This is a genomic window from Paenibacillus sp. V4I7 (assembly GCF_030817275.1).
GTDB lineage: Bacteria > Bacillota > Bacilli > Paenibacillales > NBRC-103111 > Paenibacillus_E.
In genome coordinates this window covers 5,981,083-6,007,228 of record NZ_JAUSZD010000002.1, presented here as the reverse complement: position 1 = coordinate 6,007,228, position 26,146 = coordinate 5,981,083, and the positions used below count along the sequence as shown (strand labels likewise).

Genomic DNA, 26,146 nt, shown 5'->3' with positions numbered 1-26,146 from the left:
ACATCACCTGGCTTTTAAATAACTTTACGGGGGAAAATGTTATGAAATTGACGAATCCAAACCTAAGCTGGCTCACCGATGTAAGCGTATTTGCTGTGAACCGGTTGCCGGCGCACTCAGATCACCGTTATTACGAAACATTTGAAGAAGCAGAAGCGACAGCGCCAATGGAGCTGCGGCACGACCTGAACGGTAGTTGGAAATTCAACTATTCCGTGAAGCCTGCTGACCGTCCCGAGTTGTTCCACCAGCTCGATTATGAGTGCGACAGTTGGAGTCAAATTCAAGTGCCTGGACACATTCAATTGCAGGGTTACGGAAAGCCGCAGTATGTAAATACGATGTATCCATGGGATGGACATCACGATATTCGTCCGCCAGCTATTCCGGAAAATGATAATCCGGTCGGTAGTTATGTGAAGTACTTCACACTGCCTGATCATATGAAGGGCAGGCCCGTCTACATATCGTTTCAAGGTGTGGAGTCGGCCTTTTACTTGTGGTTAAACGGTGAATTTGTCGGCTATAGCGAAGACAGCTTCACTCCGGCGGAATTCGACCTGACGCCGTTCCTGCATGAAGGTGAGAATAAGCTTGCTGTAGAGGTGTATCAAAGAAGCACAGGCAGCTGGCTGGAAGATCAAGATTTCTGGCGTTTCTCAGGCATTTTCCGCGATGTTTATTTATATACCATACCAAGCATTCACGTTCGCGATCTTTTTGTCCATACCGATCTTGATGCCGCTTATGCGAATGGCAGCCTACGTGCGGATTTGAAGCTGACAAGCGTGCAGTCAGCAAGCTTCTTGCTCGAATTGAAGGATGCAGCGGGGCATATAGTGGCGACAGCTCGCTCAGAAGTGTCAACCATCGATACTATATCGTTGTCTATTGATGCGGGACAAGTTACTACTTGGAGTGCAGAGAAGCCGTATTTGTACGTTCTGTACGTCAGCATATATGATCAAGAAGGCAAGCTCGTTGAAGTTATTCCGCAGAGGATCGGCTTCCGTAAGTTTGAAATGATAAATAAAATTATGCACCTTAACGGCAAACGAATCGTCTTCAAGGGTGTCAACCGTCATGAATTCAACAGTCGTAGGGGACGAGCCATTACGAAGGAAGATATGCTGTGGGATATCGCTACGCTAAAACGCAACAACTTAAATGCCGTCCGGACCTCACATTATCCGAATCAGTCGCTATGGTACGAATTGTGTGACATTTACGGAGTCTACGTCATTGATGAGATGAATTTAGAAACACATGGTTCATGGCAGAAGATGGGCGCAGTTGAACCGTCTTGGAACATTCCGGCGAATAAGCCGGAATGGCAGGATATCGTGATGGACCGCGCAATTTCGATGGTCGAGCGCGACAAGAACCATCCTTCAATTCTTATCTGGTCAGTTGGTAATGAAGCTTATGCGGGCGAAGTCCTGCTAAACGTGTCGAACTATTTCCGGGAGAAGGATCCTAGTCGACTTGTTCACTATGAAGGGGTTTTTCATAACCGCAAGTATAACGATACGAGCGATATGGAGAGCCGCATGTATGCGAAGCCGGCAGACATTGAGGCCTATTTAAACGATAACCCGCAGAAGCCTTATATAAGCTGCGAGTATATGCACGCGATGGGCAATTCGGTAGGCGGCATGCATAAATATACAGCGCTTGAACAGAAATATGCCATGTATCAAGGTGGCTTTATCTGGGATTATATCGATCAAGTGATCGTCAAGAAAGATCGTTACGGCAAAGAGTTTCTCGCATTCGGCGGCGATTTTGGCGACCGCGCCACTGACTATAATTTCTGTACGAACGGTATCGTTTACGCGGACCGCAAGGTGTCGCCAAAGATGCAGGAAGTGAAATTCCTCTACCAAAACATCAAACTCGTACCGGATCGTAAAGGTGTAAAGGTGACGAACGAAAACCTGTTCGAAGGTACGGATGCCTATGATCTAGTCGTTGTCCTTCATCTTGAAGGCAAGGAGATATTCCGAGGCAGGAGGGATATCGACGTTCCTGCGCAAAGTGAAGCTTATGTGCCGTTTGAACTGCCAAATGTTGATAAACCGGGCGAGTACGTGGTACATGCTTCCCTTTATTTGAAGGAAAGCACACTGTGGGCAGAAGCCGGTTATGAGGTTTCGTTCGGACAGTACGTATTTCTGGTTGATGATCTGGCTTCGTCTGCACAACCTGAAGGATCATTCAGAGTCGTGGATGGTGATGTAAACATAGGGGTTCATGGACGAGATTTTAGTATCATGTTCTCGAAGCAGGCAGGAAGCCTGATTTCACTGAACTATGCCGGCCGAGAGATGATTGCCATTCCGCCTGCACCGTTATTCTGGCGTGCGACTACGGATAACGATAAAGGATTTTCGCTTGGCTTTGACTCAGGTGCTTGGTACGCGGCCAGCTTAACGCGCAAATGTATCGGTGTCAATCTGACACAGCAAGCGGGAAGCGTAACAGTAACTTTTCAATACAAGCTTAATATCAGCGAGGATGTTCGGGTAACTGTTGTATATACCGTTTATGTTGACGGTAGCGTGAATGTCAAGTCAAGCTATGAGGGGACAACAGGCCTTCCGAAACTGCCGATCTTTGCGTTGTCGTTCAAGGTTCCAGCTGATTATTTCCATTTGGATTGGTACGCGATGGGACCTGAGGAGAACTATATCGATCGTGCCTTCGGAGCTAGGCTCGGGGTGTTCAAGAATGACACTGCTGATAATGTGTCTGGATATGTCGTGCCGCAAGAGTCGGGGAACCGCACAGGCGTCCGCCGTGTGAACATTACGAACGACGATGGCCACGGTATTCGGATAACCGCACCAGCTGCTCAGCCGGTGGAATGTAACATTTCACCGTTTACGGCATTCGAGTTGGAAAATGCCTACCATCATTACGAACTGCCGAACGTTCATTACACGGTCGTCACGGTAGCGGGCAGACAGATGGGCGTTGGTGGTGACGATAGCTGGGGTGCGCCAGTACATGATGAGTATCTGATCAAAGCCGATCAAGACCTAGCGTTTGAATTCAATATTCACCGGCTATGATGGCTCCATACGACGTACTTTGATCGGTGCAAACAAAGAAAATGGGTTGAGTGGGGACTAATATCCCTCTCAACCCATTTTTCATTCCTATCTAATTATAGAATAGCCAAAAGGTATAAATTTTAGCGGGCGGGATTTAAGATACGGCGAACTCATTCGCTGCACCTTTAAACGTTGTACATTTACTAGCAGCTCAATGGAGGAAATCACGATAAACCAATGCCGATTCATAGAATGCAATTTTCGGGGAGCTTTGTTGAATGGTTCGATTCACACAGAATCAGCTTTTGAAAACTGCAATTTTACTGTAGCTAATCTCTTCGTTTCAGAATTTAACTATTGCAAAATGACAGGCTCAGACTTTGCAGGCGTACAAATGGATGGTGTTACATTGGTTCAAGGGGATTGGTCCTATACAAATTTGAGACAAGCCAGATTAGCAAAACAGGTTATGCGAGGAGTTCGTTTTTTTGGAGCAGATCTTTCTAATGCTAATCTGGAGAAGGCTGATCTAAGAGATTGCGACCTGACAAGTGCGATTTTTGGAAAAGCAAATTTGCAGGGTGCGGACTTGCGTGGCGCCAATATGGATGGAATCGATTTTAAAACGCTTGTTGTCAAAGGCGCGCGGATGGACAGAGAGCAAGCTGTTATTTTTTGCGTTCATACGGTGCAAAGATAGATTGAGACTGAGAAATCCGACTTTTCCTTTCAAAAGGCAAGTCGGATTTTTTTCGTGTCAATTGTCCAATTCTTGCCCCAGCTTCTTTATACATCTTGAGGCTTGAAGGGAATCGCTGCTTTGTATTCTGATGGACTGCATCCGACATATTCCTTGAATACTTTCGAAAAGTAATGCTGGTCGTGAAAGCAGAGCGCATCCGATAATTCTTTGATTTTTATTTCGGGATTTGTTTCCATAAGTCTTCTTGCTTCACGAATTTTCAAATCCAGATAGTGATGTACGAACGTGTTTTGAGAATATTTTTTTACAATCCGGCTTATATAGGAAGAACTTACATGGAATTTCGTAGAAAGATCGCTCATGGACACCTGTGCATACAGGTTCGTTCTGAGATGCTCATCGATTTTCATAAACAACTCATTGCCGCTTTTTTTGTTATAGGTCAGCAAAAAATCGAAGCATTCGCCCGAAAATGTAAGAAGTTCAGAGCAAAAATCGGCATAGCTTGATTGTTCAAATAGTTTCCTGGCTTGTTCATGCACCACCCAGTTTTTCCATTCGGTATGCTGGTTTGCGGAGGATTCGAATGCTCCTACAAGCCTGGATACAAAGCGTTCCAACTGGGCGACGGGGAGGTCAGCCTGCTGCCATTTACTCAACTGCTCGGAGAGCTGCAGGAGAAAGCGGTCCTTCTGAAGTCTCTGTATCATGCCTGTATAGTTGTCGCCTAATCGGTTTATTTCCTCTTGGGAAGCTTGCTGTATGTGCAGAGGAAGGCTGACATCCAGCAGGACCGGCTTGGACACGTTTAATTGCTCCTTGAGTGTCTGTGAAATTTCCCTGTAAGACTCGGGGATTTTCTGGGGCACTACCGATCTGGAACTGCAAGCTATAGAGACATCGAGGCCCAGTGTAACAAAGAAATTGTGTGTTTTTTCCATTATATTCAAATTGTAATTGTGGCCCTCAATGAAAGAAGCATTCGTCAGAATAAGAAGCTGCAGGGGATCTTGGGTTGGAAAAAGCCAGAAGGGATGCCCCTCAAAAGCCTCCGTCAGTCTCATCTTAATAATCTCCGAATTCCAGTGATCCGAAAGGGGCGTAAAGATGTGCTTGCGAACCACCCATAACAGCTTGGATTGCTCAAAGAAAACCGGTTCCAGTTTCATAAGACGGCTGGAAGACGGATCCAGGATTCCATCGAATACTGAGCTTTCTGTATGGTGTTCCTCTTTGAGTTGGGCGACGACCCGTTCCATAACCTCCATCATCTGATTGCGTTCTACAGGCTTTAACAAGTAGTCGCATACCTGCAAATTAATGGCTTTTCGCGTGTATTCGAAATCGTTATAACCGCTGATGAGAACGACCTTCAGTTTGGCGTTTATTCTTTTGGCTTGATCAATCAGCGTAAGACCGTCCATCTTGGGCATTCTGATATCCGTAATGAGAATGTCGATTGTGTTATGCTGACAAATCTCCAGCGCTTCCTCGCCGTTCGTTGCGACGGCTGCGACTTGAATAGGAAGACCGGAAGTGTGAATGAGCGCTTTAAGGTTCCGCAGAATCGGTTTGCTGTCCTCTGCAATGAGAGCTTGAAACATCGTTGTCCCTCCTACATGAATCTAGTAAAAGTCTCTGGTTAACGAAGCAATAATTTGGATGGTAGCGCCCTGGCTGCCGGAATTGTTGTACAAATTAAAAAATAACCGGTTCCTGTACATAAGCTTGAGGCGGTTTACGGTGTTCACAATCCCCATATTGCCAATTCCCGCTGCAAGACTCTCCTGCTCCTGGGAGTCGGGGTTCATGTCGTCGATATGGCTTAGAATTTCTTTGATCTTGGATTCCTCAAACCCCCCGCCGTTATCCGTGATTTCAATAGCCCACAGCCCGTTGTACAGCTTGGCTTTAATCTGGATTTTCCAAGGAGGATCGGATCGATCGAAGGCGTGTTCAATGCAGTTCTCCACAAATGGTTGAATGACTAGGCGTGGCAGCAGTATAGATTCAGATGAATGATCGATGTCTATTTCCCACATGAGATCATCCTCATATTGCTGCCCAATCAACGATAAGTAATGCTTGGTATGCTCAATTTCATCCAATAAAGTGACATGCTCATACGGCGAAGAAACGACATATCTCAGATTTTCGGATAAATGCTTGCACATTTCACTAACGACTTGTTTCTTGTTCTCTTGAGCAGCAATGCTGATCAAATAAAGCACATTGTGAATAAAATGCGGAGCGATCTGCGCTTGCAGCGCCGAATTCCGAGCCATTGCCTCTTTGTGCACCGCCATCTTCTCTCTTTCGATCGATTCTTGCAGCCGGTCAAAAAGCTCGCGAAACGCTTCGTTCAGCAGCAGCAGTTCATTGTTGTACAGTCGGCTGTCCATGTTCAGGCTCAAGTTGCTATAGTTGATGCGAAGAATTTGACTGCGAAGCTTCCTGATCGGCAGCACTAGACTTTTGGACGTGAAATAGATGTACAAAAACGAGAATAACGTTAGTGAGACAATGATGATTATCGCAATATTTTTAACAGAATTGACAGAACCAAGAACGGATTTGCTCGGTGTGATCACATATACCGTCCATCCTGTAAACGAAGATTTCTGGAAGGCGACATAATTCTCAGACGTATCTTTATAAATGCCTTTCGTGTTTGAAAGGTTGTCATTGCTCCCGTCAGGTGTCTTGTATTCCGTATCTGAGGACTTAATAACCGCTTCACCGTTGCCGTCTGTTACAAATACGTTTCCGATGTTGCCGGCGTCAGCCAAGGATTGTAAATCACGATTATCCATCTGAATGGACAGATAACCGAAGACGGTGCCGTTCACATCCACGATGGATCGAATAAAAGCGATAGGCTGATCTTTGGGCGCGTAGAGAATGTAGCTGCTGCTTTCCAATTTCCTTCTTACCGTCTCGTCGCTTAATACGGGCTCAAGCGAAGGCAGGTCCGTATATCCGATATAGGAAGCCAACTCATCGCCTTGAAGACTGTAAATGATCATATCATGGATATTTAGGCTTGGACCGACAGCCCGAAACATAATATCGCTTAGCACACGTTTTTGATTCAAATCATCAATCGTGTAAGTTGACTTTTTGCTCAAGGACTCATATAAAAAAGAGAAAATATCTCGATTAGATAATACGCGCTGCGAAAGCTGGTTTTGCATAGCAATGTAGCTGTCCAGTTGACTCGCAACTTTGGTGGCCGTCAAGAGGGTGCCTGGATGGTCCTTTCTTTGAGCGGCTTGACGACCAGCACATTCACATAAATCAGAAAGCAGCCGAGAATGAAGATAAGCAGAATGAAAAAAGTTGCAAACAGCTTGGTCTGGAGGTTGATCTGCAGCGGCTTTTTGCCGGTCAAGTTATTCACCTCTGCGCACCTTCCTTCCTGTAGTGTCATGAATATCCCTACTATAACACCGGAATGAAATCGTTAATACCCCCCAAATTGGTTCATAATATTACACAGGAAGAGTCAACCACGAACATGTACTTTGCAGGATTAGCGACCTATAATCGTATTTGTAACCAGTTGCAACGGGTTTCATCAAACAAACATGATGGAGGGGTTCAGTTTGAAACAAATAAATAAAAGAATATTATTTAGTTCTCTTGCGCTTATGATAGCGCTCTCCCTGACAGGCTGTGGATCCAAAAGCAATCCAGATTCGGGCGGAAGCAGCACGCCAAGCAGCACGGATAAAGCGGCTCCCTCGCAGTCGGCAAAAGTAACGATTGAATTTGCATTGGGGAAAAGCTCTGAGAACGCAGCTTATGCGAATAAAGAAATGCTGGCGGAGTTTGAAAAGCAGACGAATATTCACGTCAACATCCAGATGCTTCCTTCCGAGCAAATCTCCACGATTATGCAGACGAAGCTGGCTGTGGGAGAAGTGCCTGACCTGATTCTATATAACCTCGTCAGTGCGGAAAGAGAACTAAATTTGGATAAAAATTTTGAACAGCTAGATAATGAGCCGTGGGCTTCCAGATTGCTTAACAAGGATGTACTTTCTTCTAACGGGCATATTTACGCGTTTCACCTGAATCAGGACGCAGGCCAGCAGGGAATGGTTTACAACCAGGATATATTCAAGGAACTGGGACTGTCTGTTCCAAAAAATTATACTGAACTGCTGGCGGTTAGTGAAAAAATTAAAGCAAGCGGTATCACTCCGATCTTCATGCCTTTTAAAGATTCCTGGGCTACTAATATTTGGACCGCAGCCGCATTGGCCGATTATGCGAAGAAAAACGATCCTAAATTGTGGGAAGATTTGAACGCGAATAAGCGTAAGTGGACCGAAGTTCCCGCTTTTGAAACCGTTACGCAGCAGCAGCTGGACTTGTTTAAGAAAGGATATACGAACAAGGACGTATTAAGCGATAGCTATGACATGGCGGTCAATAAATTCCTGAAGAAGGAAGTCGCTATGATGGCTATGGGGGATTGGCTCATTAATGACGCCTATCAAAAAGATCCAAACATTCATCTTGGACTCTTTGCTATCCCGTATGCAGACGGAGCGGATTTGGGAATAAGCCCGCTAGGCGGCCAATTGTTCGTACCTAAAAAAGCCAAGCATCTGGCGGAAACCAAAAAATTCCTTGATTACCTTGCCTCCCAAAGCGTAGGGCAAAAAATTGTAACAGCGAACAAATATATTTCCAATTTCAAAGATATCCAAACGCCGGAACTGCCTCCATATAAGCAGGCGATCGTCGATACCTATATGAAAACGAATAAAACGACAATGACGATGGACGCGTACCTATCTGTCGACATCTCAGAGCTATGGAAAGGCTACCAAGACATGTATGCGGGTGGTAAGACTCCGAAAGACGTTTATGTTTCCTGGGATAAAAAATTCGCTCAGCTAATGAAAGACAAGAAAATGCCGGGCTTCTAAGTATAAGGTTTCGCCAAAGGCAGAATGAAGCTTAAAGGCTTTATTCTGCCAAAGTTTTTTATGGAGCGTGATAACATGGGAATTACCAAACGTCTGTATTCTTATTATTTAATTTTGCCGGCTCTTCTTCTCTATTTGGTTTTTTATGTGCTGCCAACGGTTATAGGTTTGTTTTATTCCTTTACGGATTGGCGGTTGGACACGGAAGAGATCCATTTCAACGGGCTGTATAACTATGAACGTATTTTCACGGACGAGACGCTGCTTCTGGCCATCAAGAATACGATTATTTTCGCTATTGTAACCGTCATTGGCAAAAATGTGCTGGCAATCCTTCTTGCAGTTGCGCTGAATATGAATTTGAAAACGAAGAATTGGCTAAGAGCTATATTTTACACACCTTCCATTATAAGCGTATTGGTCATTAGTCTCTTGTTCATCCCCATGCTTCGTTCGGAAGGCTTAATTAATCAAATTCTTGATGACGTAGGCTTGGGTGTTCTGAAGCAAGCTTGGCTGACGGATCCCTCCGTTATTATGCTGACGATTAGCGGACTTGCGATCTGGCAATTTACGGGATTTCAAATGGCTATTTATTTGGCAGGGCTGCAATCCATCTCGAAAGATTATTACGAAGCGGCCAGAATTGATGGAGCAGGAGACTGGAAGAGCTTCCTTCATATTACGCTTCCGTTGCTATGGCCTGCTATTAATATCAATGTCATGCTGACCTTGATCGGTGGCTTGAAGGTGTTCTCAGAGGTGTTCGTTCTTACAGGCGGAGGTCCCGGGAATTCTTCTCAGGTCATTGGGACCATGATTTTAAAAGCATTCGGCGAAGGGAACTGGGGGCTTGGAACGGCCGTGAATACCGTACTGTTTATAGCCGTAACGCTCATTTCCATTCCGCTGCTCATGTATATGCGCCGCAAGGAGGTACAGGAATAATGATTTCATTGCGTAAAACCGACTGGAAGGCGCTCGTTGTAGAAGTCCTCATGCTGATACTTGCGCTCGCCATTATAGCTCCATTGCTCATTATGCTGTTAGGTTCCTTTAAAACAAGCTCAGAGGTTCTAGATTTCTCGTTAAAACTTCCCCGCAAATGGATGTTTTCCAATTACAAGGAAGTGATTGAACAGGGAGGGCTGCTTCGTGCTTTCTGGAACGGAATTCTCATTGCCGGAGTTTCGTCGCTGCTGAACATTATTACAACTTCTGCGGCTGCGTTCATTATTGTGCGCCGGGATACGCGACTTTCTAATTTAATCTACCTGTTTTTCTTTATGGGGTTGATAGCTCCTGTTTCAATTATTACGACGATCCGTGTTGTCCAATGGTTGGGCCTTTACGGTACGATCACGAGCGCTATTTTTATCTATGCGGCCATGAACAGTGCGTTTAGCGTATTTCTGTACGTAGGTTTCATGAAGTCGATACCGAGAGCGCTGGATGAAGTAGCTTTTCTGGAAGGCGCCAATATGTTCGACGTATTTTTAAAAGTTATTTTCCCGTTAATTATTCCGGTAAATGCAACCGTGGCGATTATGGTGTTTATGTCCGTCTGGAACGACATTACGATTCCGATTTATTTCTTGACGGATAGCTCCAATTGGACGATGCCTTTATCTGTATATAACTTTTACGGTAAATTCAGCAGGGATTGGAATCTCGTATTCGCCGACCTGACTTTGACCTCATTGCCAGTACTTATCTTGTATCTGATGGCTCAGAAATATATCGTCAGCGGCTTAACAGCCGGAGCCGTCAAAGGTTAAGGAAAGGATGTCATTTCAGAGATGAGGGCTTCCTATATGTCAGCCACCGTTCTTTCAACGGCTAAAAATTTTATTATGACAAGCGATTCAACCTTTACGCATTCTTACAGAACTTACATCAAGCCGAGGGAATACGGGAAGCTGAAGATGAAATTCTGGTGCAGCAATAACGTAGACTCCACATGGGCGGACGGGTCAGTTTCCAGAGCAAATCTGCAAGGGGGTTCATGGAAAATTGAGGCGGCTTACATTGCTGACGGCGGAAAGCATCCTGACGGAAGTGTCGTTTGGGGCACTCAAGTTCCGTTAACTTACGATTCCTCGTTCTCCAAACTTGTCATACCAGGCGAAATGTTCTGGAGTGATGCCTTAACTTTTACAGTCCCGGAAGGAAATTATTTGGCGTTTACATGGACGATTACGTCTATGGCTGCGGGCCACAGTTTTCCCTTCAATACGGAAGGCTTGCTGGTATCTGCCTATGATGCGCCGGGACATGCTGCTGTTCAAGCGTCATCCGATTTATACCACAAATCTGTCAACTGCTTGGTGCTGCCGGATTTCATAGGCTACGAGCGTGCATGTGCGAAACGCATTGCTTTTCTGGGGGATTCAATTACCCAAGGCGTGCGGACCCGTTTAGATGCTTATGAATACTGGGCTGCACGCATTGCGGAGGGACTCGCGCATTCGTGCAGTGTCTGGAATATCGGTTCAGGATGGGCGAGAGCCTATGATGCAGCAAGCGATGGAGCCTGGCTGTACAAGGCCAAGCAAAGCGATGAAGTCGTCATTGCATTGGGGGTTAACGATATCGGTACTGCGGGCCGAAGTGCGGTTCAAGTGCTGGATGACCTGCAGACCATCGTCGCCAAACTTAAACAGGATAATGCTGCAATGACGATTATCCTGTGTACAGTTCCTACATTTAATTTCACGGATTCACAGGAATTGGCCTGGAGACAGGTCAATGATTCAATACGTCAACATGCCATCCTTGGCATCGATCGCGTGTTTGATATGGCAGAGGTGCTTTCTCAATCAGTATCAAACGACAATCTACTTAAGCCTGCCTACATGGCCTCAGGTTCGGACCCGCATCCTAATGGGGAGGCGGGCTTAGCTATAGCGGATGCATTCCTGTCATGGTATGGGAACAATTGCTGATCTAAAGGAGTATTGAAATGAATAAATTTGGGGTTTCATCCATATTGTTTCAAGGTGACTCGATTACCGACGGAAATCGCGGAAGAAACGATGACTTGAATCATATCTTGGGTCACGGGTATGTGTTTCTGCTTGCCGCGGAGCTAGGCTTGCAGGCAGCCGGACAAGCGCCGCATATTGTTAATCGCGGCTGCAGCGGGAACCGCGTCGCCGATTTGTATGGACGCTGGGAGGAGGATGCGCTTTCGCTGCATCCTGATCTCATCAGTCTTTTAATCGGGGTCAACGATGTTTACGCATGCGTGAACGGGAAGCAGGATTTGGTTCAGGACAGGTTTGTGCGAACATATCGTAGATTGATTGAGGATACGCAGGAACTTCTGCCCTCAACAGCGATTGTGATCTGCGAGCCGTTTCTGCTTCCAGCAGGTCATGTGGGGCAAGATTGGCAAGCATGGCATTCCGAAATGAGCCGGAAACAGGAACAGATTCGTAAAATTACGGATGAATACGGCCTAGACTATATCGATTTGCAGCAAAACTTTACTGATGCCTGCGAGCTGGCGCCCGCGGCTTATTGGCTTTGGGACGGGATTCACCCGACACCGGCTGGCCATGCCTTATTAAAAAATCGTTGGATGGACTTTTATAGCAAACGATTCATGTCTGATAGTGGGATATCAGGAGGAGGGCAAGCGTGTGAGTGAAAAAGAATTGAAGCTCTGGTACGAGCAACCGGCGGTACAGTGGGAAGAGGCGCTTCCGATCGGTAACGGGCGATTAGGCGGCATGGTGTTCGGTGGACAGGTTGAGGAGCGGATTGAATTAAACGAAGATACGCTGTGGTCAGGGACTCCGCATGACGCTCAGCGGCCGCGGCCATTTCCGAGCCTGTCCAAAGTCAGAAGTCTCATTGATCTAGGCAGTTATGAAGAAGCAGAGCAGTTGATCCACCAAGAAGCGTTGAGCTCCTATGCGCAGTCGTACTTGCCTCTGGGAAAACTGATCATTAATCGCAAATACCCGGGAGAGATTTCGGCGTATAAGCGTGAGTTGTTGCTGGACAACGCCGTTACGCAAATGCACATGTCCAGCGGTGAGCGGAGCTTGTTGCAGACGGCATTTTGCAGTAGCCCAGATCAGGTGATGGTTGTACGGCTCAAAGCGGAGCAGCATGAGCTGATCTTTACAGCTTCGCTGCAGGGCATGCTGCAGGGAGAAGTGATCAGGCTGACGGATAAACATCTGGTGTACAAGGGACGATGCCCCAGTCACGTGGAGCCGAACTACAGGAGTATGGGAGTGGAGCCTCCTATTCTTTACGACGAACGGCCAAGCATTGAGTTCGAGCTGCATCTGGCAGTGCTTGCCGATGAAGGTGAGGTTTCGGTTACCAATCAAGGGGAGCTTACGGTGCAGGGGGCGCAGAACGCAGTTCTGCTGATCACTGCTGCGACGACGTATCCGTCAGTTGAGGACCCGAACCGGCAGCAGAAGCTAAGAGATACCTGCCTCAGCAGAATAGAAGCGGCAAGCTCCAGAGGATATGCCCAGCTGCTTGAGCGGCATATAGAAGATTACCAACGCTTATTTCATAGAGTGGAATTAAAGCTTGGAGACGACCCAAAGCAGTCTGAATTACCGACAGACAAGCGATTGGAAAGATTTCGCACAGGCGCGGAAGATCGTGGTTTGGTGGAGTTGTTCTTTCAATTCGGCAGATATTTATTGATCTCTTCCTCAAGACCGGGCTCCCAGCCGGCCAATCTGCAAGGCATCTGGAATCGGGAGCTCCGACCGCCATGGTCCTCTAATTTTACGACCAATATTAACGTTCAAATGAATTACTGGCTTGCTGAAATTTGTAATTTGAGCGAGTGCCATGAACCTCTGCTGAAGATGATCGGAGAATTGGCCCTTACAGGAGCGGCTACTGCATCGGAAACATTTGGCTGCCGCGGTTGGGCTGCTAATCATAATACGGATATTTGGAAGCTGTCTAATCCGGTTGGCGAGAAGGACGGAGGCATCCATTGGGCTTTTTGGCCGATGTCGGGAGCTTGGCTTTGCAGGCATCTATGGGAGCATTATGTATTTAGTAAGGATACCTCCTATTTGCGCCATGAGGCCTATCCGCTGATGAAGGGAGCCGCTATGTTTGCGCTTGACTGGCTAGTGGAGGACGCTTCAGGATTTCTGGTTACGAATCCGTCCACCTCGCCCGAAAATCAATTGATTTCGTCCAATGGTTATATCTCGGCTGTCAGCAAAGCGGCAACGATGGATCTCATGCTCATCTGGGATTTATTCAGTAATTGTATGCAGGCCTGCGAAGTTTTGGAGGTTGATCAGGACTTCCAATCTGCGCTGAGCCAGGCAAGGGAACGACTTTATCCGCTACAGATTGGGCGTTACGGACAACTCCAAGAGTGGATAGAAGATTTCATGGAAAAGGAACCAGGGCATCGGCATATGTCCCATTTGTACGGATTTTACCCGGGGAATCAAATATTGCTTCATGAGCATCCTCAGTTGGCGGAAGCTGTGCGGACTTCACTTCGGAGAAGACTGGAGCAGGGTGGGGGGCACACGGGCTGGAGCTGTGCCTGGATCATTAATTTGTTCGCAAGGTTGGAAGATGGCGAATCATCTTATCGCTATGTACGACAGCTGCTGGAGACATCCGTTTACCCGAATCTATTCGACGCACATCCTCCTTTTCAAATTGACGGCAACTTTGGCGGCACAGCAGGAATCGCCGAGATGCTGCTTCAAAGTCATGCCGATGAACTTAGCCTACTTCCTGCATTACCCACACCGTGGGCTGACGGGTTCGTGAAAGGCTTGCTGGCCAGAGGTGGATTCGAGGTTGAGATCCGGTGGGAGCAGGGGGGATGGATAGAAGTGAGCGTGCGGTCCCTACACGGAGGTTTATGCAGAGTAAGAAGCAAGCAGCCCGTTGATACCGTTGTGTCGGAGGGGGTTATCATCGATTGTCGTAGGATTGATGCTGATCGGATTGAATTCTTTACACAAGAGGGGTGTATCTACGTTTTGCGGTCGTTTGGGACTTAGTAAATAGGCGTTCACTCTATTGAGTGAACGCTTATTATTGTTGTTAGAAGTTTTCCAACACAATCTTTCCTATCGATCTACCTGCTTCCATTTTTTCATGTACAGCACGTAGGTTTTTTGCATTAATTGGTTCTAGGCGTTCAGTTAAAGTGGTTGTTAACTTACCCTTATCGATTAAGTCAGCCAGTTCATTCAGCAGCTCGTGTTGTTTGATGATATCTTTGGTATGGAACATGGATCGGGTAAACATGAGCTCCCATACAAACGTGACACTTTTAGAAAAAAGCAGATCCATATCTAAGCTTCCCGTCCAAGAAGCTTTATCTGCAGGAACGATTGAACAAATCTTACCTTGGGGTGCTATGACCTCTGCCATATTCGAAAAATGTTGCACCGTGTCATTTAAGCAAAATATATAATCGACAGTCTCAAATCCAATATTCTTGAGTTGTGATGCAAAATGGTTATTGTGGTTGATTGTAAAATCTGCCCCTTGATTTATGGTCCACTGGATTGACTCTGGGCGTGAAGCAGTACCTATTACAGTTAGACCTGCTAATTTGGCAAGTTGAGTAGCTATTGACCCTACACCTCCTGCTGCACCGATAATGAGTATGCTTTTATTTTTGTTTTCTTTATCGCTATGTTGGATTCCTAAACGGTCAAATAAACCCTCCCAAGCAGTAATTGAGGTAAGCGGTAAAGCGGCTGCTTGTGCAAAATCTAAACTCTTCGGTTTGTTTCCCACAATTTGTTCATCTACCAAGTGAAATTCACTATTACCCCCTGGGCGAGCCACACTCCCCGCATAATAGATCTCATCTCCAGGTTTAAACAACTGACATTCAGGTCCAACCTGTTCCACGATACCAGCTACATCCCAACCTAGAATTTTGGGTGATTCTTCTTCATAGTTGTTTTTCTCTCGCACACCCAAGTCGGCAGGGTTGACAGAGATGGCTTTTACTTCAACCAGTAGATTGCGTCCTGTAGGAACCGGTTTTTCAATAGACAGATCAACAAGGCTCTCCGGATCGGATATAGGGAGATATCGGTAAGCGCCGACTGCTTTCATTTTTTTGGTGATTAGTCATATTTTTCTACTTCCTTTCAAGTTGGTATATCGTACGTTTGAATTATATGGTGTATACTTACTTTTAGGAAGTAGGCATAATTTTATTATATAGTACTAAAAATCATACCATTGGAGGGAGATGGCGTAATGGGAGATCGAAGAAACAAATACGGTGCGAGTCCAAACATGGCAGGATGTCCTGTGGAGACAACTCTGGATGTCATCGGGGGGAAATGGAAAGGGATCATACTCTATCATCTCATTGACGGAACGAAAAGATTTAATGAATTTCGACGTCTCAATCCGGGTATTACGCAGTTTATGCTTACACTGCAGTTACGGGAGCTTGAACGGGATGGGATTATTCATAGAGAAGTGTATAAAGAAGTACCGCCAAGAGTGGAATACTCATTAACTGATTTTGGAAAGACGTTAGTACCGATCATAGTATCTATGAAAGAGTGGGGGGAGATTTATAAAATCAGACTTAACGAAATTAGAACGCCGCAAGGGGAAGATGCTTGAATGTTCATAAGGGGAAAGGTTGACCTAGATAAGTCATTGCCATAACGAGGGGAAAGTGCATGAACGAGAAGGATTGTTTGATGCTTCAAATTATTTAAAAAAATTTATTAATGCCTACCCATAGAAGCAGGAGGAAGCGTAAATGTACTCATATAGCGTAACGCAATGGATCTACGGAAATGAAGAATTGGAAACAAGTCTAGTTCGACTGAAAAAGTACGGTTATGACGGTGTGGAGCTTGCCGGGGAACCGGATAAGATGGACCTGGGTGCCGTTCAATCGCTGTTAAGCAAGTACGGTCTGACATGCACCTCCATATGCGGAATCTATACATTGGATCGCGATCTCTCTAGTCCTAATGCGGAAATACGGAGTCATGCCGTTCAATATGTGAAGGCATGCGTCGACATGGCTGCGCAATTGGGGGCTTCTATCGTCATCGTCGTTCCGTCGCCAGTCGGGAAAAGTGGCCCGGATTCGACCTATCAGGAAGAATGGAAGCTGGCAGTCTCCAGCCTTCAAGATGCAGGAGCCTATGCAGAGTCGAAGAACATTGTTCTGGCGATCGAGGCGTTAAATCGATTTGAAACCTATTTGGTCAATACGTTAAGCGCAGCTAAACAGCTAGCCCAAGAGGTGGATCAAAGCAGCGTACGAATCATGGCTGATTTGTTTCATATGAATATGGAGGAAAGAAACCATAGATCCGCGCTTCAGAACATAGCTCCCTATCTAGCTCATGTCCATATCGCTGACAACACAAGAGAAGCGGCCGGTTTAGGTCAAACCAACTTTGAGGAAGTATTTAGAACTTTGCAGGAGCTCGGATACCAGGGATGCATTACAATGGAATTTATGCCGCCGGTATCTAATCCGTATATGACGGCTCAACAAAGCGAATCCAGCGCACTTAATGATCAATATACACAACAATCAATCTATCATATCAAGGGCATCGTCAGAGCTTTGATGAAATAATGGTCTGGATAACTGAAGTTTGCGGACGAATGCGTGAGAATGGGGCTTACAAATCGTGTAAAAAAGGGCAGCTTCTCAAGTCGAATGCCGACTTAGGGAGCTGCCCTTGGCTATAAAACAGTTTGATCCAATAAAGGTATGAAATGTTTGGCTGCAGGTGAGAAATGTTTATTGCGATGATAAACATAACTGATTCCTCTAAGAAATTTGATTCCTTGGATAGGGACCTTAACTAGCAAACCATGATTAATTTCCTGTTGAATAGCAAAGTTAGAAACAATAGAGACTCCGAGGTTATGGATGACGCCTTGTTTGATGCCTTCCAAATTACTAATTTCCATATATTTAGGAGGGGTGAACCCGTGCTCTTTAAATTGATCTTCTAAGTAAATTCGTGTAGCAGATTTATCTGGTTTTAAAATTAATGTTTCGTTAACCAGATCCTCTAGCGAACAATCCTGCTTCTGTGCCAGTTTGTGTGATGGATTAATGATAAGAACTAGCTCATCCTGATAGAATGTTGTCCGTTGATAACAAGTTTCATCAATCCGTACACGATCAGAAAGAATCAAGAAATCAACTTTATTGGAATCCAACATGTGAATCAGATGGTTGGAAGATGTAATATTCATGTTTCGTAATACCGAACTGTAATTCTATACTTGGAGCAAATGGAAAGTTCGCTTGATAAGTGCGTGTAGTAAGTAGTTTCATTCGGATTAAGTGTAAACACTTCATGAATATTAGCCGTTTTAGGAATACCTGTGATCAGATACCCCCAAAAAATTTCCATTAAAGCGATGTTAGTTGGATCATTATTTAGCAAGGTTACTTGCATAGTTTCAGTAGTAGATCCCTCAATTGATAATATTTTCTTGTGTTCCTAAGGGACCAGTAAAATTAATCGATGCCGAATTGTGCTGTCCAGCAATTGTTTTCAATAAAAATGTTAGATCCCCCTAGATCCGAATAGACAGCATTTTCGAATATATTATTATTGAATAAATAATTTTGTTTAACTTGGGTAGTTGTCAGGCCATTAGAGTTTACATATATGCCATAAGAATTATTTCGCACAATATTGTTTTGAATCCAGAACCCAGAAAAACTCTGGAAAGAGAAAGTTCCTGGTCCAACTGTTTCAAATAGGAGTCTATTTACTTGAAATGTGCACCTGCTCTTCTTTTAAGGCATTCAAAAATAAATGAACTCACCATCTTGGGGGATAAACACCGAATCCAATGCACGATGTTTCTCTAAATACGAAAAAAGATCTTTTCTTGTTAACGTGCAGTGACGAATTGCATCCATATGCACGGCTACAATTTTAGACGAGGGAGATACTTGTAAAACTTTAATGATATCTTGAGGGGTCATAGTGATAATAGAACCCAACAGCAGCTGAGCTCTTGGCGTATTTAAGATACAAACCCGAGGTTGATACTGCTCAAAAACTTGGTTGATTTGATCGGTGAAAATGCAATCTCCTACAATGTATAAGGAGCCCTCATCTGAAGTACTCAGAATATATCCGGATACTGGACCAAGCAGTTTAGATACGATTCCCTTTGCGTGCTGGCCACTAATTCTCCTGAAATCAATTCCGCACCATTGATGGGTATCATCTATTGGATAAATGCTATAGAAACCACAGGATTTAATATATTTTTGATCAGCAGGTTGGCAAAAGACGGGGACCTTCTTGTTTAGAACGGTCTTTGCTGTTTTATCGAAGTGGTCAAAGTGTAAATGAGTTAATAGTATAGCATCGATATTATCAAAAGTATCCAACGTTACGGGGAGAGGTACGGATGGGTTTCTGCGTAAAGTCCTTGTAAAAGGAACTGGAGGGAGCTGTCCCACATCACTTAACATAGGATCGACAAGAATTCTTTTGCCGTTCATTGTAACAAGTGAGGTTGCATTACGGATATGTTGAATAGAAAAAGACATGGCTATCATCTCCTAATTATTGAAATATTGTACCCTAAATAATACCGACCGGTCTGTTTTATAAATTAACACAGCGATCGATATTCTGCAAGAAATTTTTTCCACCTAGTTGAGAGAATCTTATGTAATTTTGATTGTTTTTCAAAAAGTAGTATGCTATTTTAAGACCAAACGGTACTTTTTTGATTGGAGGTTGTACCATGCGTAAGGGTCAACTAACGAAAGAACATATCATTCGTGAATCTGCTGGTCTTTTTAATACAAAGGGATATACAGGTGCTTCCCTATCTGAAATAATAGATCGTTGCGGTATACGCAAAGGCGGGATTTATAATCATTTTGAAAATAAAGATGAAATTGCTCTTGCTGTCTTTGATTATTCATTCTCGCAAATTCTAGGGTTTCTCACCAAGGCACTAGAGAATGCATCCAACTCCAAAGAGAGACTGTTGGCCATATGCAAGGTGTATATCGATATCATTGAAACTAATTCCTTGGAAGGAGGATGTCCCATATTAAATACAGCGATTGAAAGCGACGATGGACACCCTCATCTCAAAGAACGGGCTCAACATGCGATGAAAATTTTTATTGAGAAGCTAACCTTGATCATTGACAATGGCATTGAGCATCAAGAATTTAGAAAAGATATAGATACTGAAGAGGTTTGCAGCTATATTATTGCTGTGGTAGAAGGCGGCGTTATGCTGAGTAAATTATTTGATGATAGCAAGTACATTCGACATTGCGCGAGTAATGTTAGGCAATATATCGATGATCGAATGCTGATCAAGTAAAGTGTGTAAACAGCTTCAAACACTGCGGTTGAATAATCATCTAAACAAAAACAGGGGCCTGCTGCAGCAGGTCCCTATTTTGTTCATCTATTAGAGCAGACTTTTGTTAGAGGTACGAAAGTCATTTACACAGTTTCTGTATCATATATCTTTTAGAATGAGTATTAAAGAACGCCATCCATGAGAGGAGTCAATGAAATGGAAATTCCGAGACGGCATCAAGGTTCGTACGGAAATGTGCCTCAGCCCATCCGAAATGACGGTGCCGGAGGGATGGATACCGGTCCCCGAGATGTTATGAGGGATATTGAAAACCCTGATATGCTGGTTCCGCCTGTAACGGATTCTGGCTTGCTCCCTAACATGAAATTTTCATTCTCTGACACTTCTATGACGTTAAATCACGGAGGGTGGTCACGGGAAATTACTGTTAGGGAACTACCCATTGCGACCACACTTGCAGGTGTAAATATGAGCTTGACGCCCGGTGGTGTCCGGGAATTGCATTGGCATCAACAAGCAGAATGGGCATATATGATTTTGGGACGGGCGCGAATTACGTCAATCGACTTAGAAGGGCGAAATTTCATTGCCGACGTTGGCCTGGGCGATCTATGGTACTTTCCTCCGGGACTGCCACATTCCATTCAGGGGTTGGAACACTGCGAATTCCTGCTCGTCTTCGATGATGGTAACTTTTCTGACCTAAACACTTTATCGATTTCCGATTGGTTTGCACACACGCCGAATGAATCCATCTTCTCGGTTGAATGATGTTGTAGAAAGTGCAACAATTCTGCCAAGATCTCGCCTATTTCCCCTCGATGTTGCAACAATTTAGCCCCATACAGGCCATTTCGCGACCAATGGGTTCAAAATGTTGTACGAACTGCAACTTTAACTTGCAAAATAGTCTTTTGACGTGTGTATTGTTGTAGAAAATACAACATTTGTAACCACGATACCGATCTACCTTCTCAAAGCTGCTGAACGACTCTAAAATCGAATTTTGGAGTTATGTATCGAATTAGCGATCGTATCAATGGACATTAAAAAAGATGACTCCCGGCGAATACCGAATACAGGAGCCATCTTTTAACAATGGATACCTGAGAACGGCTTTATTCACAAGCTTAATAAAAAAGGTATCGCCATATCCGCAATGCGTCGATGCCCTATCTCATTCGGATGCAAGCCATCTGAAGTAAAGAGGGGCAGCGTCAGCTTATTAATCCCGCTTTGTTCATACAGATTAAGGACAGGGAGCGCATACAGACGACCAATATGCTTAATGGATTCGACATAATCGGATAAACCGTGCCCGGCTGCGTTGATATAGAAGATGTCATAACCATCTTTATCCCGCAGCAGCGGCGTCCACAAGCTTAGGCGGCAGCGTGGATTTTTCACCAAAATATCTTCGATAAGGGTCGTATAGGCTCCGTAAAATGTATAAATATCGGTCGTACCGATGTCGCCAATTGGTTTATCCAAACGAAAATCATTCACTCCTGCGAAGATGGTGACGCAATCCAAGGAAGCATCTATCGTTTTGCCGACATGCGTCGTGGCTCCGTAATCGCGGTCGCCTCCGGCAGTCATCGGACAGCCGCTTTTCCCATAATTGATGACGCTCGAAAAGCCTAGAGCAGACTGAATGAGAGGCTGATATCCCCCTGCCTCCGTAATGCTGTCACCGAGTGTTCCCCAAGTTTTTCCTACCCACTTACTTTGCACTTTGAACACTCCCTATACTAACATTCTTCATCAAATATAACGGCACCTACGGCAACAGTTTGATCCACATCGGGTTTACCCGGCCGTTCCCCAAGCCATGCACCCTGCGCGACCAGCTTGTTCTGCAGTTCTAAGATCGGAATCTCGCGGAAACCAATGCCAGCGAAGCTTGCCATAGCTGCCGCGATACCTGCGGCCTCTCCCATGGCAAAGCAGTTAGGCATAACGCGAAGCGAGCCTTGCACAGGGCGGTCGGACGAGACGGATCGTCCGGCTACGATTAGATTCGATTTGCCTTGTGGGAGCATGCAGCGATAAGGTACGCCATGAGATTTGCCTTTAGGCAGATGCTTGATCGTCATCGTGCTGTTGGCGTTTGCCAGATGGATATCGATAAAGTACGAATTACGTGCGATATCGTCTTCGAATGTCCGCATCGATAAGAAGTCCTCGACAACGAGGGTATAGTCCCCCTGGATTCGGCGTGTTTCGCGGATGCCGATCTGGTCGCCCGAATGAACGAGGAAGATATGCTCAAAACCAGGCACATATTTGCGTAAAAACCGGATCTGCGTGTCGATTAGCTTCCGGCCCTCGATCGCGGCCCGGGTCAAATCCTCCGCTTTCGTACCGTCAATGTCGAAGATATGACCGAAATTAAAACCAACAACGGAATCAGAAATCCAAGCCATGCCCGATATCCGCTTACGTCCCTCTGGGAGGTCGCCGTTTAGCTGCGCTTCAATAACGATGTTTTCCAGCTGCTTATGCGATCCTGTTTCCTGAAGGAATTGCTCAAAGCGTGTTTTGTCAGCACCGGTAACCACATAGCACATGGTACCAGGCTGCAGCTCCCCTTGCTCTCCTCCAACTTGAAAAGGAACACCTGCCAGCGCAGCGAGATCCGCATCGCCCGAAGCATCGATGTACAATTTGGCTTGGACGACGGATCGTCCGGATTTATTACTTATGACTAGCCCGGATATCCGATCGCCATCCAGCAGTACCTGATCCGCTACCGTATGGAACAATACCTTTGCTCCGCTAGACTGTACTTCTGCGTCATATACGCGTTTAAGCGTTTCCACATCGATGGGAACCCAGTCCAACTGTTCCTTGTAACGTCGCATAAAGTCATCACCGGCAGCGTGTTTCATCTTCTCGAGCAGATCAAGTCCGATGCCGCGAATGACAGGCTTCTCCCCATCGGTATAAGGGCAGAAGGCAGGAACTAGCGCAGCGGTCCCCATCCCGCCCAAGTAGCCTCTTTGCTCAATTAATAGCGTATTAGCGCCATTGCGGGCTGCGGCAATAGCTGCTGCAATGCCTGATGCGCCGCCTCCAACGACAACCACATCGGGGGTGTAACTAACTGGAAGGCTCTGCGATGGTATCGTAACGGTCTGAATGTTTTTCTTCGTCATGCTGATATATTCCTCCTAAGTGTTGAGTGTCATTGCTTTCATTATAGATTCCTAGCATGGAGGAACTAGTTTAATTTTAGTTTAATCTAAAAAGAGGACATGATATGATAACTGAACGAATAACAAATCCTGACTACTATATATCGAGGTGCAGCCCTATATGCCTACCCGCAAGCAAGTTACGTTAAAAACGATTGCCAAGGAGCTTGGGTTGACTGTACAGACCGTGTCTAAAGCGCTAAAAGGTAAACCTGGGATGTCGGAAGCTACCAGACAGCTTATCGTCCACACGGCCGAGAAGCGGGGTTATTATACAATGGATCAGATTCGCAGCCTGAGGCTCGATCGCATCGCTCCTTATCCGAATGAACGAAAGCGCTTCCTTTTGGTGCAAACAGCTGAATCCGTGGCCTACAATCGGCTATTGCTTCAAGGACTCCAAGATCGATTCTTTTCCTTCGGCCATCGAATCGAGCTGCTCATGCTGCCGCAAAAGATCAAGAAGGAACATATGGACAATTGGATCGAAGAAAGCGGAATGGCCTATGCGGACGGCATTTTCATCGCTCCAAGCATTGTGCCTAAAGCGTGGGAGCCTGCTCTGTTTGGGCTGCAGCTGCCACGAATATTGCTCAGCTTTCCTCCTCCAGGAGTGAAGATTGACAGTGTGATTTGGGATATTTACGAAGCTACTTTTCAAGCGGTAACCTATCTGCGAAGCCTTGGGCATGAGCGAATTATGTACGTGGGAGATATCCATTTGCAGCGTGGATTTATTTTGCGCTGGCAAGCCTTCTGTCACGCGATGAATATGCTCGGTGTCGAGATCGACCCTTCTAAGCATTCCATCGGTGAACGGACCAACCAAGCGCAGTGGCGTGAAGAGCTGCTGCAACGAATGGAACATTTTACACCAAGCGCCATCATCTGCGGAATTGATCATGAAGTTGCGGTTGTATATGAGTTGTGTAACGAGCTGCAGTGGCGAGTGCCTGAGGATGTTTCCTTGGTTGGATTTCTGAATGAACAATCCGATTCATTGCCATTGTTAACCCGACCGCTGCTTTCGATCCGAGAGACCGGTTATCGCGCTGCAGACCGGATGCTGTGGCGTATTGCCAATCCGACGCTGCCATTTGAACACATTCGTATTCAAGGTGATTTTTTTGTTGGGAGTACAACGTCAGTGCCTGCAAACGGCCGTGTTTTTTCTGAAATCAAGTAAATATAGAACCAGAAATCATAAGATTCTCATATGTCCTTGGCTTTTTTGCAAGATATAATAAGTAGATCTGCAGTTAAAGGGAGGCCACACGAGATGTATAAATTAGTCATTGTGGATGACGAGCCGACAGTTCGTTTTGGACTAAGTACCTATTTTGACTGGAATGCTTATGGGATTGAAGTGGTGGGTGATGCGGATGACGGCGACGTTGCGTTAGAGGTTATTGAGCGAGTGAAGCCGGATTTAGTGTTAACGGATGTGCGTATGCCCAATATGGATGGCATTCAGATGTCGAATAGACTTAGTGAGCGATTTCCTCATATCAAAATTGTTTTTGTGAGCGGCCATGATGATGCCGAATATTTGAAATCCGCGCTTCAAGTCAAAGCGGTCGATTATATGTTTAAGCCCGTCAATTTGGGGGAGCTGAGTGTGGTGGTTGAACGCTTGGTTCGTACCTTGCAGACAGAAAAGCAGGAACGAAAACTGATTGAGGACATGCAGGTCAAGCTCATTCAGAGCATGCCCTTGCTGCGGGAGAAATTCCTCATGTCATTAATTAAGGAAGGGATCACTTTTCCTGCACGTATACAGGATCGCATAGAATTCCTCGGGCTCGAGCTTCCGCTTGAAGCGACATACTGGGTGATTGCGATTCGCATAGATAATGCGTCTGAGGTTGCACAGAACCGTTCCGAGAGGGATCAGCAGTTATTATCCTACTCTGTCCTTAATATCGTGCAAGAGCTTATTGAGAAAGAGATTGGTGGATACGTCTTTGAAAATCAAATAGGCGAGTTCGTAGGCATTCTTCGGTTGGTGGAGCAGGAAGATCAGGAAAGTCTTTTGTTTACATTAGCCGAGGAAGTCCGCGAAAGTCTCTACAACTATTTGAAAATTAGTGTGACCATCGGAGTGGGCGAACGAATATCGAGGCTAGCGGGCTTACCGCAGTCGTATTCACAAGCAAGAGAAGCTGCTGATCAAAGATGGTATCTCGGTAAGAATCAGGTTATCTCCATAGATAATTTGGAACAGGGTAAGGACAGTATGTACCGCTTTGATCCAGCGCAGAATGAGAGATTGATCTTTTCTCTGAAAGCTGCGGAAGCTGGCAAGGTGCAGGAGGAGCTTCACATTATTTATAGCGCTCTTTCCCGCAATCGTGCAGAAGGTATGCAGTATGGGCGCAACTTAAGCTTGCAGCTGCTGCTGCTTGCAAGCCGAATCTTGCTGGAGCTAAATGTTCAGAAGCAGGGGCTGGAAGAAAAAGAGAATGAGCTTCTGGCTGAGGTTTTTCACCAAGAAACGTTAGGCGATTTAAGGAAGCTTGTGGAATCCCATCTTATCGAGGTATGTGAGCGAATCGGTGAAAAGCGCAGCGGAAAAGCCAAAAATGTCATTGAACGTATTCGCTCCCTAATCGATAAACGATTCGCGGAAAACCTGCAGGTGGGGGACATTGCGAAGGAAGTGTTCTTATCTACAACCTATCTTTGCCTGCTCTTCAAACAGGAAACAGGTGAAACCATCAACGAATATATGACGAAAGTTCGGGTAGACAAAGCGAAAGAGCTCTTGAAAGATCCAAGCAACAAGTTTTATGAGGTTTGCTATGCCGTTGGTTACTCGGATCCTAGTTATTTCAGCAAAATCTTTAAGAAGTACACCGGACATACGCCGAGCTCATTTCGTGATCATTTCATGTAAAG

At 45.4% G+C, this 26,146-nt stretch carries 20 protein-coding genes and 2 pseudogenes; 14 read left to right on the top strand and 8 right to left on the bottom strand.

Annotated features, from left to right (window positions below):
• Window positions 1-41 precede the first annotated feature (41 nt).
• Together lacZ and QFZ80_RS28140 are read left to right on the top strand one after the other, a co-directional pair.
• Window positions 42-3,074: a beta-galactosidase, LacZ type gene (lacZ, locus tag QFZ80_RS28145; RefSeq protein WP_307562130.1), complete on the top strand. Its 3,033-nt coding sequence runs from the start codon at window positions 42-44 to the stop codon at window positions 3,072-3,074.
• A 115-nt stretch (window positions 3,075-3,189) separates the two neighbouring features.
• Window positions 3,190-3,761, top strand: a pseudogene (locus QFZ80_RS28140) (pentapeptide repeat-containing protein).
• 81 nt (window positions 3,762-3,842) lie between these two features.
• Here QFZ80_RS28140 and QFZ80_RS28135 read toward each other — a convergent pair.
• Genes QFZ80_RS28135 through QFZ80_RS28125 form a run of 3 tightly spaced genes read right to left on the bottom strand, consistent with a single transcriptional unit; the run spans window position 3,843 to window position 7,189 of the window.
• A complete protein-coding gene (locus QFZ80_RS28135; RefSeq protein WP_307562128.1) occupies window positions 3,843-5,363 on the bottom strand; it encodes a response regulator in 1,521 nt (506 codons plus the stop codon).
• Window positions 5,364-5,384: 21 nt separating this feature from the next.
• Window positions 5,385-6,998: a sensor histidine kinase gene (locus QFZ80_RS28130; RefSeq protein ID WP_307562126.1), complete on the bottom strand. Its 1,614-nt coding sequence runs from the start codon at window positions 6,996-6,998 to the stop codon at window positions 5,385-5,387.
• Window positions 6,995-7,189 carry a hypothetical protein gene (locus QFZ80_RS28125; RefSeq protein ID WP_307562124.1) on the bottom strand — a complete coding sequence of 65 codons (195 nt, stop codon included), beginning with the start codon at window positions 7,187-7,189 and terminating at the stop codon, window positions 6,995-6,997. The genes QFZ80_RS28130 and QFZ80_RS28125 overlap by 4 nt, the downstream gene beginning before the upstream one ends.
• Window positions 7,190-7,409: 220 nt before the next feature.
• Between QFZ80_RS28125 and QFZ80_RS28120 the strand changes: the two genes are divergently transcribed.
• From QFZ80_RS28120 to QFZ80_RS28095, 6 genes are all read left to right on the top strand, one after another.
• Window positions 7,410-8,699 (top strand): ABC transporter substrate-binding protein, encoded by a 1,290-nt coding sequence (locus QFZ80_RS28120; protein WP_373460439.1) that lies wholly within the window; start codon window positions 7,410-7,412, stop codon window positions 8,697-8,699.
• Window positions 8,700-8,774: 75 nt separating this feature from the next.
• Window positions 8,775-9,647 (top strand): carbohydrate ABC transporter permease, encoded by an 873-nt coding sequence (locus QFZ80_RS28115; protein WP_307562122.1) that lies wholly within the window; start codon window positions 8,775-8,777, stop codon window positions 9,645-9,647.
• Window positions 9,647-10,477, top strand: a complete 831-nt coding sequence (locus QFZ80_RS28110; protein ID WP_307552604.1) for a carbohydrate ABC transporter permease — start codon at window positions 9,647-9,649, stop codon at window positions 10,475-10,477. The genes QFZ80_RS28115 and QFZ80_RS28110 overlap by 1 nt, the downstream gene beginning before the upstream one ends.
• 36 nt (window positions 10,478-10,513) lie before the next feature.
• Window positions 10,514-11,644 carry an SGNH/GDSL hydrolase family protein gene (locus QFZ80_RS28105; protein ID WP_307562119.1) on the top strand — a complete coding sequence of 377 codons (1,131 nt, stop codon included), beginning with the start codon at window positions 10,514-10,516 and terminating at the stop codon, window positions 11,642-11,644.
• 17 nt (window positions 11,645-11,661) lie between these two features.
• Entirely contained in the window at window positions 11,662-12,351 is a 690-nt protein-coding gene (locus QFZ80_RS28100; protein WP_307552608.1) for an SGNH/GDSL hydrolase family protein, read from the top strand.
• Window positions 12,344-14,719 carry a glycoside hydrolase family 95 protein gene (locus QFZ80_RS28095; protein WP_307562117.1) on the top strand — a complete coding sequence of 792 codons (2,376 nt, stop codon included), beginning with the start codon at window positions 12,344-12,346 and terminating at the stop codon, window positions 14,717-14,719. Before QFZ80_RS28100 ends, QFZ80_RS28095 begins: the two co-directional genes overlap by 8 nt.
• A 43-nt stretch (window positions 14,720-14,762) precedes the next feature.
• Here the strand turns inward: QFZ80_RS28095 and QFZ80_RS28090 are convergent, their stop codons facing one another.
• A complete protein-coding gene (locus QFZ80_RS28090) occupies window positions 14,763-15,794 on the bottom strand; it encodes a zinc-binding alcohol dehydrogenase family protein (protein WP_307562115.1) in 1,032 nt (343 codons plus the stop codon).
• Between the two features lie 147 nt (window positions 15,795-15,941).
• Between QFZ80_RS28090 and QFZ80_RS28085 the strand changes: the two genes are divergently transcribed.
• Together QFZ80_RS28085 and QFZ80_RS28080 are read left to right on the top strand one after the other, a co-directional pair.
• On the top strand, window positions 15,942-16,319 hold the full coding sequence (locus QFZ80_RS28085) for a winged helix-turn-helix transcriptional regulator (RefSeq protein ID WP_047680336.1): 378 nt from the start codon (window positions 15,942-15,944) through the stop codon (window positions 16,317-16,319).
• Between the two features lie 142 nt (window positions 16,320-16,461).
• Window positions 16,462-17,298: a sugar phosphate isomerase/epimerase family protein gene (locus QFZ80_RS28080; protein WP_307562113.1), complete on the top strand. Its 837-nt coding sequence runs from the start codon at window positions 16,462-16,464 to the stop codon at window positions 17,296-17,298.
• Between the two features lie 110 nt (window positions 17,299-17,408).
• On the opposite strand, the gene QFZ80_RS28075 is transcribed toward QFZ80_RS28080, so the two are convergent.
• Together QFZ80_RS28075 and QFZ80_RS28070 are read right to left on the bottom strand one after the other, a co-directional pair.
• Window positions 17,409-17,930, bottom strand: coding sequence for a LysR substrate-binding domain-containing protein (locus tag QFZ80_RS28075; RefSeq protein WP_307562111.1), 522 nt, complete (start codon window positions 17,928-17,930; stop codon window positions 17,409-17,411).
• 562 nt (window positions 17,931-18,492) lie between these two features.
• Entirely contained in the window at window positions 18,493-19,251 is a 759-nt protein-coding gene (locus tag QFZ80_RS28070; protein ID WP_307562109.1) for an MBL fold metallo-hydrolase, read from the bottom strand.
• A gap of 200 nt (window positions 19,252-19,451) precedes the next feature.
• Here QFZ80_RS28070 and QFZ80_RS28065 point away from each other — a divergent pair, with 200 nt between their 5' ends.
• Complete coding sequence (locus tag QFZ80_RS28065) at window positions 19,452-20,048, top strand: TetR/AcrR family transcriptional regulator (RefSeq protein ID WP_307552619.1); 597 nt, start codon at window positions 19,452-19,454, stop codon at window positions 20,046-20,048.
• 198 nt (window positions 20,049-20,246) lie between these two features.
• A pseudogene (locus QFZ80_RS28060) lies at window positions 20,247-20,801 on the top strand (cupin domain-containing protein); the annotation flags it as partial.
• Window positions 20,802-21,173: 372 nt separating this feature from the next.
• Here the strand turns inward: QFZ80_RS28060 and QFZ80_RS28055 are convergent.
• Window positions 21,174-21,785, bottom strand: coding sequence for an SGNH/GDSL hydrolase family protein (locus QFZ80_RS28055; protein ID WP_307562106.1), 612 nt, complete (start codon window positions 21,783-21,785; stop codon window positions 21,174-21,176).
• Window positions 21,786-21,802: 17 nt separating this feature from the next.
• Complete coding sequence (locus QFZ80_RS28050) at window positions 21,803-23,209, bottom strand: FAD-dependent oxidoreductase (RefSeq protein ID WP_307562104.1); 1,407 nt, start codon at window positions 23,207-23,209, stop codon at window positions 21,803-21,805.
• A 160-nt stretch (window positions 23,210-23,369) separates the two neighbouring features.
• Between QFZ80_RS28050 and QFZ80_RS28045 the strand changes: the two genes are divergently transcribed.
• Window positions 23,370-24,434: a LacI family DNA-binding transcriptional regulator gene (locus QFZ80_RS28045; RefSeq protein WP_307562102.1), complete on the top strand. Its 1,065-nt coding sequence runs from the start codon at window positions 23,370-23,372 to the stop codon at window positions 24,432-24,434.
• A 93-nt stretch (window positions 24,435-24,527) separates the two neighbouring features.
• Window positions 24,528-26,144, top strand: coding sequence for a response regulator (locus QFZ80_RS28040; protein ID WP_307562100.1), 1,617 nt, complete (start codon window positions 24,528-24,530; stop codon window positions 26,142-26,144).
• Window positions 26,145-26,146: the final 2 nt, after the last annotated feature.